Annotated in this window: 9 protein-coding genes and 1 pseudogene; 3 read left to right on the top strand and 7 right to left on the bottom strand. The window is 76.1% G+C overall.

The window, feature by feature from the left end:
• Nucleotides 1–84 precede the first annotated feature (84 nt).
• On the top strand, nt 85–2442 hold the full coding sequence (locus ACZ6EM_RS02325; RefSeq protein ID WP_465771408.1) for a PP2C family protein-serine/threonine phosphatase: 2358 nt from the start codon (nt 85–87) through the stop codon (nt 2440–2442).
• A 62-nt stretch (nt 2443–2504) separates the two neighbouring features.
• Nucleotides 2505–3572 carry a polyprenyl synthetase family protein gene (locus ACZ6EM_RS02320; protein ID WP_465771560.1) on the top strand — a complete coding sequence of 356 codons (1068 nt, stop codon included), beginning with the start codon at nt 2505–2507 and terminating at the stop codon, nt 3570–3572.
• Between the two features lie 56 nt (nt 3573–3628).
• Here the strand turns inward: ACZ6EM_RS02320 and ACZ6EM_RS02315 are convergent.
• Nucleotides 3629–4700, bottom strand: a pseudogene (locus tag ACZ6EM_RS02315) (glycerate kinase).
• A gap of 653 nt (nt 4701–5353) precedes the next feature.
• Here ACZ6EM_RS02315 and ACZ6EM_RS02310 point away from each other — a divergent pair.
• Nucleotides 5354–5695 carry an aromatic-ring hydroxylase C-terminal domain-containing protein gene (locus tag ACZ6EM_RS02310; RefSeq protein WP_465771407.1) on the top strand — a complete coding sequence of 114 codons (342 nt, stop codon included), beginning with the start codon at nt 5354–5356 and terminating at the stop codon, nt 5693–5695.
• 164 nt (nt 5696–5859) lie between these two features.
• On the opposite strand, the gene ACZ6EM_RS02305 is transcribed toward ACZ6EM_RS02310, so the two are convergent.
• The 6 genes from ACZ6EM_RS02305 to gcvPA all read right to left on the bottom strand — a co-directional run bounded on the left by ACZ6EM_RS02305 (nt 5860) and on the right by gcvPA (nt 12429).
• Nucleotides 5860–6495: a DUF4937 domain-containing protein gene (locus ACZ6EM_RS02305; RefSeq protein WP_465771406.1), complete on the bottom strand. Its 636-nt coding sequence runs from the start codon at nt 6493–6495 to the stop codon at nt 5860–5862.
• Between the two features lie 287 nt (nt 6496–6782).
• Nucleotides 6783–7436: a GntR family transcriptional regulator gene (locus ACZ6EM_RS02300; RefSeq protein WP_380548517.1), complete on the bottom strand. Its 654-nt coding sequence runs from the start codon at nt 7434–7436 to the stop codon at nt 6783–6785.
• A gap of 100 nt (nt 7437–7536) precedes the next feature.
• Nucleotides 7537–8283, bottom strand: coding sequence for an SDR family NAD(P)-dependent oxidoreductase (locus tag ACZ6EM_RS02295; RefSeq protein ID WP_401047186.1), 747 nt, complete (start codon nt 8281–8283; stop codon nt 7537–7539).
• A gap of 20 nt (nt 8284–8303) precedes the next feature.
• Nucleotides 8304–9479, bottom strand: coding sequence for an ATP-NAD kinase family protein (locus ACZ6EM_RS02290; protein WP_452179242.1), 1176 nt, complete (start codon nt 9477–9479; stop codon nt 8304–8306).
• Complete coding sequence (gene gcvPB, locus ACZ6EM_RS02285; RefSeq protein WP_452179243.1) at nt 9476–11074, bottom strand: aminomethyl-transferring glycine dehydrogenase subunit GcvPB; 1599 nt, start codon at nt 11072–11074, stop codon at nt 9476–9478. The genes ACZ6EM_RS02290 and gcvPB overlap by 4 nt, the downstream gene beginning before the upstream one ends.
• Nucleotides 11071–12429, bottom strand: coding sequence for an aminomethyl-transferring glycine dehydrogenase subunit GcvPA (gene gcvPA, locus ACZ6EM_RS02280; RefSeq protein WP_401047195.1), 1359 nt, complete (start codon nt 12427–12429; stop codon nt 11071–11073). Before gcvPA ends, gcvPB begins: the two co-directional genes overlap by 4 nt.
• Nucleotides 12430–12474: the final 45 nt, after the last annotated feature.

The raw sequence follows: 12474 nt of genomic DNA, 5'->3' as shown, positions 1-12474 counted from the left end.
TGCCCGGCGCGGGGGAACCGCGGCCCGGCACTCGGGCACCGCTGCTCGTCGGGCAGGCACCGCGCCCCGGTCCCGGGGCGCGCCGTGACCGCCGAGCAGGAGGCCGCGGCGCAGGAGCCCTCGGCGCAGGAGGCCGCGGAGCGCACCGCCCGGGCCCTGGCCGAAACCGTCCGTCGTCTCCGGGCGGCCGCCGCCCGCGCGCACGCCGAGGCGCGGACCAGGGCCGCCGTCGACCTCGCCACCGGCATCCTGGCCGAGCGGCTCGGCCTGCCCGTCGCCGAGGCCGCCGCGCACCTCGCCCGGCTGGCCCGGGAGTCGGGCGTGCCGGTGCTCGTCCTGGCGACGGACATCGCGCGCCTCCCGGAGCCGGGCCAGGAACCGGGAACGGAACCGGGACAGGGCCCGGACGGCGGACCCGGACCGGCGGCATTCGGCCTCCCCGCCGCCGAACCGCCCGAGGCCGGCCCGCCCGTCGCGCCCGCACTCGCTTCCGCGCCCGACCTGGAGCACGCCGCCGGGGCCGTGCTGGACCAGGCCGCGGCGGCGCTCGGCGTCCGCGCCGTGGCCGTCTGGCAGCGGCTGCCCGGCGGCGCGCTCGCCCTCGCCGCGCACGCCGGGCTCCGTGCCGAGGAGGCGGCCGGCTGGTCCCGGGTACCGCCCGGCGTCCCCACCCCGGCGCAACTGGTCGTCGGCGGGGGAGCCGAGCTGTGGCCCGGCGAACCGGGGGCGGACGGTCCCTCGGTCGGCGGAGCCGCCGCCCGGGCGGTCGTCCCGCTGCTCGACCGGCGCCGCCGCACGGGCGCGCTGGAGCTGCTCTGGCCGGCCACCGGCCCTGATTCCGCCCCGGTGCTCGGCCCGGCCCGGCGCCGGGGGCTGTACGCCCTCGCCGACCTCTGCGCGACCCTGCTCGGCCCACCCCCGGAGCCCGTGCCCCCCGAGCGGGCCGACGACCTCCTGGACGGCCTGCTCACCCCCGCGCTGCTGCTGGCCCCCGTCCTGCGGGCTGGGCGGATCGCCGACTTCACGGTGGTCCGGGTCAACGCCCGGTTCCGCGACCCGCTCGGCCGGCCCCGGGAAGCGCTGGAGGGCGCCTCGCTGCTGGAGACCTACCCGGTCGCCTCGGCCGCCGGGCTGCTCGACCGGCTGCTGCACGCGTACGAGACGGGCGTGCCGTCGACCGCCGAGCGGGTCCGGCTCGCCTTCCGGGAGCAGGGGCCCGCCGTCCCGGTGGCCGTGCTGCTCTCGGTCGTCCCGCTCGGCGGCCGGGTGCTGGTCTGCTGGCGGCTGGACGACGAGCGGGAGGAGGACGAGCACGCCGCCCTGCTGCGCCAGGCCCAGCGGCTGGCCCGGGTGGCCGGGTTCGAGGAGCGCCCCGCCGAGGGCCGGATCCGCTGGAGCGACGGGCTGCGCGAGCTGTACGGGCTGCCGCCGGACGCCCCGCCCGTACCGCTGGACCGGCTCGTGCGGCACACCCACCCGGACGACCGGCCGGCGGTCCGGCGGCTGCTGGACACCGTCCGGCACCACCACCGCACCGCCTCCGCGGTGGTCCGGCTGGACCGCCCGGACGGCACCCACCGCTTCACCCGGGTGATCGCCGAGCCGGTGGTCGACGAGACCGGCCGGCTCGTCGCCGTCCGCGGCGCCTACCACGACGTCTCCGCCCAGCACTGGACGGAGGTCGCGCTCGGCGCCACCCGGGAGCGGCTGGCCGACAGCGAGCAGGAGTCGGCCGAACGGGCGCAGCTGGCACTGCGGCTGCAGCAGGCGATCCTGCCCGCCGCCCCGCCCCCGCTCGCCGTCACCGGCCTGCACGCCGCCGTCCGCTACCGGCCCGCGGCCCAGCGCGACCGGGTCGGTGGCGACTGGTACGACGTGCTGGTGCTGCCCGACCGGCGGGTGCTGCTCGCGGTCGGCGACGTGGCCGGGCACGGCGTCGGCGCGGCCACCGGGATGGTCGCGCTGCGGCACGCGCTGCGCGGCCTCGCCGTCACCGGGGCCGGCCCGGGCCGGCTGCTGGAGTGGGCCAACACCGTGGCCCTGCGCGAACCGGGCCAGGTCACCGCGACGGCCGTCTGCGTGCTGGTGGACCCGGTCGGCGGCGAACTGCGCTGGGCCCGGGCCGGCCACCTGCCGCCGATCCGGCTCGGCGCGGACGGCGCCCAGGTGCTGCCGCTGCCGCACGGCGTGCTGCTCGGCGCACTGGACGACGCCGAGTACGAGGAACGCACCGCCCGGCTCGACCCGGGTGACGTCCTGCTGCTCTACACCGATGGCCTGGTCGAACGCCGGGACCGCCCGGTGGAGGAGTCGGTGGAACAGTTGCTCCGGGCGGCCGGCGCCCCCGGCCCGGACCTGGAGCAGTACCTGGACCGGCTGCTCGAACTCAGCCCCGCCGACACCGACGACGACACCTGCCTGATCGCCGTCCAGACCGAGTAGGCAGGGCGGCTGCGCGGTCCCGTACGCCGGATGCGAGGGTGGGCCTCGTGAACGAGACGATCATGGCAGCCGCCCGCGAACGAGCCGCCGGACACCGGCGCCGGTTCGACCTCCGCTTCGAGGCCTACTTCGCCGCCCTGCCGGAGCGCCTCGACACGCCGCCGCTCAGCCGCTTCACCCCGCGCTGCCTGGAGCTGCTGCGGGACCTCTCACTGCGCGGCGGCAAGCGGCTGCGGGTCGCCCTGCTGTACGAGGCGGCCCGCCTGGTGACCACCGACCCGGTGCCCGGCCTGGCGGAGGCCGCGCTGAGCATCGAGCTGCTCCAGACGCACGGGCTCGTCCACGACGACATCATCGACGACGCGCCCGTACGCCGCGGCGGCCCCTCCACCTACTACGCCTACCGCCGGGAGTTCCCGGCGGCGGACCGCACCGCGCTCGGCCTGGCCGTCCTGGCCGGGGACCTCGCCGCCTTCCTCTCGATGCGGGTCCTGCTGGAGGCGGACGTCCCCGCCGAGCTGCGCCAGGCGATGCTGGAGGTGCAGCTGAACGCCGGCGCCGAGACGGTCGCCGGCCAGATCCTCGACCTCGAACGCGACTTCCTGCCGCTCCCGGACGAGGAGTTCCTGCACACCGTCTGCGAGTACAAGTCGACCCGGTACTCCGTGCTCGCCCCGCTGCGGCTGGGGCTGCTGGCCGCCGGCGAGGACGTGTCCGGTCACGACGCACGGCTGCGCCGGTACGCGACCCTGGTCGGCATCGGCGGCCAGCTGCGCGATGACTACCTCGACCTGTTCGGCGACGAGGACGCCACCGGCAAGTCCACCGGCGCCGACCTCCGCGCGGGACGCCGCAGCTACGCCGTGAGCGCCCTGCTCGCCCGCGCGGACGAGGCGCAGCGGGCCGTGGTGGAGTCCGCGCTCGGTGACCCGCACTGCCCGGCCGACGCGGTCGAGCAGGTCCGCGAGCTGGCCCGACGGCTGGGCGTGGACCGGAAGCTCCGCTCCGACATGCGCCGCTGCGCCGACGCGGCCCGCGCCGAGGCCGAGAGCTGGCGCCCGCACTGGCGGGAGGAGGCGGTGGCCTTCTTCGAGGGGCTGCCGCCGGCGAACGTGGTGCCGGGCGGGTGACCCGGGCGGCCCGGTCCGCGCCGAGCGCGAGGGAACCTGGCCCGGACGGCGGGAGTTCAGCCCGCCGCGTCGTGGGCGAGGCGGGCACCGGCGCGGACCAGCCACAGGCGGGCGTGCTCCCGGGCGGAGGCCGGGTCGCCCGCGAGCGCGGCGAGGGTCAGTACCCGGTCGTCGGCCGACTCGCCCGCGACGATCCGGGCCGGGACGCCGGCCCGGGCGGCCCGGGCGAGGACCTCGCCGACCGCCTTGCCACGCAGGCTGGTCGCGTCGTACCGGCCCTCACCGGTGATCACCAGATCCGCCGTGGCGATGTCCCGGTCGAGGCGGAGGAGGTCGGCGACGGCGGCCGCGCCGGGGCGGACGACGGCGCCCCAGGCGGCCGCGAGGCCGTAGGCGGTGCCGCCCGCCGCACCGGCGCCGGGCTGCGCCGGGTCCGCGCCGAGGAGCGCGGCGAGCCGGGTGAGGCCCTGGTCGAGCAGGGCGACCTCGCTCGGGTCCGCGCCCTTCTGCGGGCCGTAGACGGCGGCGGCGCCGTCCGGGCCGAGCAGCGGATTCGTGACGTCGGTGAGCAGCACCACGCCCTCGGGCGGCGCCGGGCGCAGGCCCGTGGCGTCGACCCGGTGGGCCCGCGGCAGTGCTCCGCCGCCGTCGGGGAGCTCCCGGCCCCGCGCGTCGGTCAGCCGCAGGCCGAGCGCCGCGAGCAGGCCGCTGCCGCCGTCGGTGGAGGCGGAGCCGCCGAGGGCGACCGCCAGTCGGCGCGCGCCCGCGTCGAGGGCCGCCGCGACGGTCTCGCCGGTGCCGCGCGTGGTCGCGGTGAGCGGTGCGGGGCATCAGGGGCAGCCCGCTGGCGACGGCGAGTTCCACCAGCGCGGTGCCGTCGGGCAGGCGGGCGTACCGCCCGGTGACCGGCCGCCCGTCGGGGCCGGTGCGGCCGGGGACCTCGTGCTCGGTGGTGCCGGGCAGGGCGGCCGCGACGGCGGCGATGGTGCCCTCGCTGCCGTCGGCCATCGGACGCGCGATCAGCTCGTCGCCCGGGCGCACCGAGCGCCAGCCGTCGGCCAGCGCCCGGGCGGCGTCGGTCGCCGTGACCGTCCCCTTGAAGGAGTCCGGGGCGAGGACGACCCTCATGCGCCCACCACGTGGGCCCGGTGGCGCTCGACCACCGTCGCGAGGGTCCGGTCCCCGGGGGTGTCCCAGATCTCCTGGTTGAAGATCTCGGTCTCATCGGGGTGGAGGGTCCGATCCAGGTGGTGCCGGGGTCGGCGTGCAGCACGGCCAGGCCGGAGGGCGTCGCCACCCGGTCGCCCCATTCCTCGGTCCGGACCGGGACGGTCTCGCAGGGGTGCACCAGAGCGGCCACCGGGTGCTCGGGCGCGTCCTCGCGGGAGACCAGGTAGACCGGCGTGCCGCCGGGCCGCATCGGGAAGCCCGTGCCCTCCGGGCCCAGCGGGTCGTAGATCGTGCCGTGGTCGGCGGCCCCCCGGACCAGGCCGATCCGCTCGATCCGCCAGCCGTCGACGCTCCACCTCTCCTCGGACGGATCGGTCAGGGCCGTGATCAGTGCGGGCAGGTACTCGACATCGTCGTAGGACATCCGGTCTTCCCCAGAACTCGTAGGTGCGGGGGAGCGTAGAGCGTGCCTCCGACACCCCGCCCGGCGCGGGCCGGGGAGGACCGGACCGCCGCGTGCGGCCCGCCCGCCGCTGCGCGAACTCTTCGCCGAACTGCTCACCCACCAGGAGGTCGTCCAGCACCTCGCCGACCTCACCGCGGGCACCGACGTGCGCTACGACATGGGCATCACCGACCCCCACCCCGCAGTCGGCCGGTTCGCACCGGAGCTGGAGCTGACCACCGGGACGGGGAAGGTCAGGATCGCCGAACTCGCCCGAAGCGCCCGGCCGTTGCTGATCGACCTGACCGAGGGCCAGTCGCTGGCAGCCGCACTGGCGGAGGACCAGGACGCCGTCGAGGTCGTCGTCGCGAAGGGCGGCCCGGCCGGCCTCACCGGTCTGCTGATCCGCCCCGACGGCTACGTGGCCTGGGCCGGCGGCTCACCCCGCCCCGACCCGGCCGAACAGGCCGAGCTGAGGACGGCCGTCGGGCGCTGGTTCGCGGTCTGACCAGCAGCGGTAGCAGCGGCAGCCGCCCGGCGCTGCCGGGGTTCCCCAGCGGTTCGCCGGCCGCCGTTACGGGCCGCCCGGGATGCGCGGGCGGGCCGGCACGTCCGCCGCGCCCGCGTGTCGAGCAGCCCGCCCAGCGCGTTCTTTCCGGAAATGGCGGTGGTTCAGGCATCGGCCCCGATGCGCCAGGACGGTTCGAGGGGGAGCAGGTGTCCCGTCAGGGTGTGGACGTCGGTGGGGACGCCGGCGCGGGCGAGCAGGGCCGGGAGGTGGTGGGTGGTGTAGGCGTGGTGGGCGGCGGGGGTGGTCCAGAGGGTGGTGACGAGGTGGCGCTCGGGGGTGAGGCGGGTGACGGTGCCGCCCAGCATGCCGTCCGCCGCCGCCATGCCCGGGGCCCAGAGCTCGCGCTGGACGTCGAGGAAGTGGTCGGTGCGGCCGGGGTGGAGCCGGCAGTCGGCGGCGCGCAGGACGGTGGCGCGGGCGAGGGCGGCGGGGAGGGAGGGGGCCGCGCCCGGCATGGTGAGGACGACCGGGCCGGTGGCGACCTCGATCCCCGTGCAGCTGGAGCGCTGGTCGGCGTGGGCGGCGGCCCGGTCGTGGCGCTCGCGCATGAAGCGGGTGTACGCGGGCTCGTCGCTCCACAGGGCGAGCAGCAGGGCGCGGTCGGCGCCGGGTGCCCAGCCGCCGGTCTGGCCGACCAGGCCCGGCTGGTCGGAGATCGCCGACCAGCGGCGCTGTCCGGCGGCGAACACCTCGCGTGCTCCGGGGCGAACCCGGCAGTCGATCCACTTGCCGATCATGCGGGCCATCATGCTGCGGGGAGGCGACGGAGAGGCAATCGGGCGTTGGTCCCGGGGGCGGTCGGACCAGGGGCGTAGGGCCTGCGCCGGGGGCCGTGGCCTGATGCGGCGCTGACGGGATGCGGTGGTGCCCGGATGCCGTGCTGTCCGGATGTTGCAGAGTCCCGTCATTGCCGCCTTCACTGCCGCCGGGCGAGAGTGTGGGCATGAACGACGCACCCCGCCTGCCGCATCCGGTCGTGATCCCGGTGTTCCCCGGAGTGAACGCGCTGGACGTGACCGGGCGTTCAGAGCGCGGCGACCGGGGGCAGGCGGTCCAGGATGCGTTCCATGCCGCTGGTCCAGTTGGCCTCCAGGGCGGTGACGGCCTGGTCGACGTCGCCCTCGAGCAGGCACTGGGCGATCCGCTCGTGCTCCTCGGCGGCGCGTTCCAGGATCTCGTGGTCGCCGACCACCACCCGCTCGTAGCGGTGCAGGGTGAGTTTCAGCGACTCGATCATCTCGCGCAGCCGGGCGTTGGCGCAGCCGGAGAGCAGCAGGGCGTGCCAGGCGTCGTCGTAGCGCTCTATGGTGCCGTGCGGGGCCTGGGGGGCGGAGAAGGCGCGGGCCTCGGCGAGCAGCCTGGGGGCGATCTCGGCCAGGTGGGCCGGGTCGGAGGTGCGCAGGGCCAGTGACTCCAGGGCGATCACGATCGCGGTGAGGTCGAGGAACTCCTGTTTGCCGGTGGGGGCGAAGCGGAAGCCCTTGCCGCGCTCGCTGGTGATGATGCCCTCGCGTTCCAGGCTGATCAGGGCCTCGCGCAGGGGGGTTCGGCTGACGCCCAGTTCCTCGGCGAGCTGGACCTCGTTGATCGACTCGCCGGGGGTGAACCGGCCGCGGCCGAGCTGCTCCAGGAGTTCGTCCTTCACCTGCTCGCGCAGCGGCCGCCGCTCGATCGCCATCAAACGTCCCTTCTTCCTCGGTCCGTAGCGTACCGGCCGGGCGACGCGTGCCGTCGCCCGGCCGTCGTACGGGGTTGCGGTGCTGTACGGTTCGCGGGCGTCAGGCGGTGCCGGCGCCGTCCACGGCGATGACCGCGCCGCTGACGAAGGCGGCGGCGTCGCTGGCCAGGAAGGCCACGGTCTGGGCGATGTCCCGGGGTTGGCCGATCCGGCCGAGCGGTCGGTCGGCGGCGTCGGTGTAGAAGGCGTCCGGGTTCTCGCCCAGCTGGCGGGCCTCCTCGGCGAGCATGCCGGTGTCGGTGTCGCCCGGGCAGACGCAGTTGACCCGGATGTTGTCCGGGCCGTGGTCGATGGCCATCGCCCGGGTCATGTTGACCACGGCGCCCTTGGAGGCGCAGTAGGAGACGGCCCGGCCGCCGCCCCTGATGCCCCAGCCGGAGCCGGTGTTGACGATGCTGCCGCCGCCGTTCGCGGCCATCAGCGGCACCACGAGTCCGCTGAGCAGCATGATCGAGCGGACGTTGACGGCCATCACCAGGTCCCAGTCCTCGTCGCTGATCCCGGTGACGGTGGAGCGGCGGATGATGCCGGCGTTGTTGAACAGCACGTCGACGCCGCCGTGCTGTTCGACGGTGGTGCGCACGGCCTGCTCGCAGTCGGCGCGCCGGGAGACGTCGCAGCGGACGAAGGTGCCGCCGATCTCCTTGGCGGCCCGTTCGCCGCGTTCGGTGTCGAGGTCGGCGAGGACGACGGCCGCGCCGAGTTCGGCGAGCAGGGCGGCGGTGGCCCGGCCGATGCCGGAGGCGGCGCCGGTGACGATCGCGCGCTTGCCGTGCAGGTCGATCATGGGGAACTCCTCTACAGGGGTCAGGCGGAGAGGCGGTACACGGCGCCGGAGCGGCGGCCGGTGATCACCCGGACGTGGCCGGCGAGGGCGTCGTCCAGGTCGGGGTCGCCGGTGTCGAGCAGCAGCGGGCGTCCGGCCAGGGCGGCGAGCTTCGCCTCGGTGGCGAGCACCAGCAGCCTCTCCCGGCCCGCGGCGCGCAGCAGTTCGGGGGTGAGCTGCTGGTTGCCGCGGCCGAGCAGGAAGCCCTGGCCGCCGATCGGGGAGAGGGCGATGTGGGGGGTGGTGGGCAGGGCGCGCAGCTGGTCGGCCCGGGCGTCGCGGATCAGGATCCGGGCGGCGGTGGCGAGGCCGTCGGAGCGGCCGGGCCCGAGGGCGCTGCCGGGGCCGAGTCGCAGCAGGTCGACGCCGGTCAGGCTGGCGCCGGGCGCGCCGAGCGCGGTGGCCACCGCGTGGGTGGTGCTGCCGGGTCCGAGGAGCAGCAGCCCGCCGGGGCCGACCCGTTCGGCGACCTCGGCGGCGAGGCCGGCGGGTGTCCCCGGGTCGGGTCCGGAGCTGCCGGTCTTGCGCTGCTGCACCCGGGCGGGCAGCACCGGGACGGTCAGCCGGCCGTGGAGCCGGGCGGAGACCCGGCCGGCCCGCAGCGCGGCCTCGTCCCGGTCCACCACCTCGGCGGCCTCCAGGCGCACGCCCCGGCCGGTGGCCCAGGCCGCCGCGACCTCGGCGGCGGCCCGGGGGTGGACGGCGAACACGGCGGAGTGCATCTTGACCCCGGCCGGGATGCCGAGCACGGGCAGGCGGGGCTCGGGCCCGAGGGCGTCCAGGACGTCGCGGGCGGTGCCGTCGCCGCCGCAGAACAGCAGCAGTCCGGCGCCGGCCGCGACCAGGGCGCGCACCGCGGCCCGGGTGTCGTCGGCGGTGGTGTCCGCCGCGCCGGGCCGGTGGACGACGCGTGCGGTGCGGCCGGCGGCCCGGGCGGCGTCGACGCCCATCGCGCCGTCGGCCGTGATCAGGTCCACGTCGGGCGGCAGCCGCCGGAGGGTCAGCGCGGCCCGGGCGACGGCCTGCGGGCGGGCTCCGAGTGCCAGGGCCCGTCGCTGGACCTCGGCGCCGTCGCTGCCCTTGAGGCCGACCCGGCCGCCGAGGCCGGCGACCGGGTTGACCACGAGCCCGATCCGGGCGCTCGGGGCGGAGGTCACGGCTGCTCGCCGAGGACCTTGCGGCGGTAGGCGCGCCAGCTGACCGCCCAGACCGCCGGGTCGTCCAGCGGCTCGTGCCGGATCCGGTGCACGGTGGAGTTGTGCGGCGCGGTGCGGACGGTCTCCGGGTCCTCGTACGCCTCGCGGGCGACCTCGGCGAGGATCGCCGCGTACTCGTCCAGGTCGGCCCGGGAGTAGGACTCGGTGGGCTCCAGGGTCATCGGCTCGGGGACGACGTACGGGTGGTGGCTGGTCCAGTAGTGGGTGCCGAAGTCGGCGGCGCGGTAGCCGAGGTCCTCGCTGTGCAGGCCGGTGTCCTCGTTGAGCTGCTGCCAGCTGTAGCGGACCTGTTCGACCCGGGGGCGCCCGTCGGCGTAGGGGACGGAGACGCCGCGGATCTGCCGTACCCGGTGCAGCAGGTAGTTGTTGTTGAGGACGGCGGTCTCGGCGGCCTCGCGCAGCCCCTCGGCGCCCAGGGCCGTGATCCAGGCGTAGGCGCGCACCAGGTTCGGGACGACGCCCAGGTAGGGGCGGATCTTGCCGATCGAGTCCGGCCGGTCGTCGTCCAGGACGTACCGCTCGCCGTCGAACTCGACGGTGGGGCGCGGCAGGTAGGGTGCCAGCTCGGCGGTGACGCCGCAGGCGCCGGCGGCCGGGCCGCCGCAGGCGTGCGGGGTGGAGAAGGTCTTGTGCAGGTTGAAGTGGCACAGGTCGAAGCCGGCCTCGCGGGCCCGGGTGATGCCGAGGATGCCGTTGGCGTTGGCCTGGTCGTAGGCGCACAGGCCGCCGGCCTCGTGGACGATCCGGACGAACTCGGCGATCCGGGGGTTGTAGATGCCGGTGTCCTCGGGGTTGGTGATGAGCAGTGCGGCGGTGCGCGGGCCGACGGCGGCGCGCAGCGCCTCGATGTCGGGGTAGCCGTCGGCGTCGGGGTGCAGGGTGATCACCCGGAAGCCGGCGGTCTTGGCGCAGGCGGCGTTGGAGGGGTGGGAGAAGGCGGTGGTGATGATCTCGTCGCGCTGCTCCAGCTCGCCGCGCGCGGCGTGGTGGGCGCGGATCACCGAGACGTTGGTCCAGATCGCCGCCGAGCCCGCGCCGGGCTGGAGGCTGACCCGGTCCATGCCGGAGATCTCCTTGAGCAGCTGCTCCAGCCGGTGGACGAGTTCGAGGACGCCCTGGACGGTGGAGGCGTCCTGTGCGGGGTGCAGGGCGGCGATCCTGGGGTCGCGGACGAAGGTGTCGTTGACCTTGGGGCTGTACTTCATGGTGCAGGTGCCCTGGCCGACGTCGACGTTGAGGTCGGCGCCGAGGTTCTCCTGGGAGAGCCGCAGGTAGTGCCGGAGCACCTGTTGCTGGCCGAGTTCGGGCAGGGCGGGCGGGGCGCTGCGGCGCAGTGCGGCGGGCAGCCGTTCGGCCGGGTCGCCGACGGCGGCGGTGACGGCGGGCTCGGGCAGCGGGGGCAGGACGCCGCGCTCGCCGGGCGCGCCGAGCTCGAAGATCAGCTTCTCGTCCCAGCGGGCCTGGTGGAAGCGGCGCAGGGCGGGTTTGGGGGCGATCCGCGGGTCCACGGACCCGGTGTTCGGGTGGTTCGTCACTTGACGATCTCCTCAAGCGCGTCGGCGAGGCGGTCGATGTCGGCCCGGGTGTGCAGCTCGGTCACGCAGTAGCGGCCCTGGTGGGGGCCGGCCGGGGTGCCGCCGTGCAGGCCGTGGGCGAGCAGCGCCTCGGAGATCTCGGCGGCGGTGCGCTCGCCGGTGTAGCGGACGGTGAAGTCGGCGAAGTGCACGGCCTGCGGGTCCGCCAGGTCGATGCCGGGGACGAGGGCGAGGCGTCGGCGGGCGTAGGCGGTGTTGGCGAGGATCGTCGCGCCGATCTCCCGCATGCCGTGCGGGCCCATCAGCGCGAGGTAGACCCCGGCGGCGATGCCGTGCAGGGCGGCGGCGGTGCCGACCCACTCCTTGCCCTCCTCGCGCAGGGCGAAGGAGGTGCGCTCGTACGCGACGTCGCCGAAGCCGTACTCGCCGGGGACGTCGGTGGGGGTGAGCCCGAACAGCCGGCTGGGGTACTCGGCGACCAGGCGTTCGTCGTCGGCGCTGGCGATGAAGCCCGCGTTGCCGCCGCCGTAGCCGGGGTGGATGCCGAGCGGCTGGAGGTCGCCGCAGGTGAGGTCGGCGCCGAGTTCGGCGGGCGGGGTGAGCACGCCGAGGCTGATCGGGTTGACGTGGACGACGGCCAGCGCCCCGGCGCCGTGGGCGAGTTCGATGTACTGCGGCAGCTCGTGGTCCACCAGGCCGTCGTGGTCGGTGAGTTGGGCGTAGACGGCGGCCACGTCGCCCTCGGCCAGGGCCGCCCGGACGGCGGCGGGCTCGGCGGGGACGGGCACCAGCTCGTGGATGCCCCGGACGTAGTCGTGGATCCGGGAGAGCCGGTCCGGGTCGATCGCGCCGACCAGCACCAGCCGGCGCCGCCCGGTGACCCGTCCGGCCATCCGCAGCGCCGTGGCGGCGGCCTGGAAGCCGTCGTACGTCGGCACGTTGACGACGTCGACGGCCAGCAGCTCGGCCATCAGCGACTGGTACTCCCACAGCGCCTGGAAGCGGCCGTGGTCCTCGTACGGCTCGCCCGCGTAGGCGGTGAGGAACTCGCTGCGGTTGACGATCTCGTCCACCACGGCGGGCACGTGGTGGCGGTAGCAGCCGGCGCCGAGGAAGCTGCGGCCCGGCGGGACGGCGGTGTTGCGGGAGAGCAGCTCCTCCATGTGGGCGACCAGCCGGGCCTCGGAGCCGAGCGGCTCGGGCAGTCGCAGCGGGCGGTCCAGTCGGAGGGCGGCGGGGATGTCGGCGTAGAACTCCTCGACGTCCTGGGCGCCGACCGCCGCCAGCATCGCTTTCCTCACCTGCGGGGCGGAGTTGGGGATGTACGGGTGGGTTCGGGGGACGCGTGTGCTCATGCTGGCACCTTCCGCGATTTCAGTCACAAGCCTTGACGGGGTTGT

Source organism: Kitasatospora sp. NPDC041917 (assembly GCF_055589745.1).
Note: the sequence above shows the minus strand (reverse complement) of the source record. Positions and strands in the feature narration are given on the sequence as shown.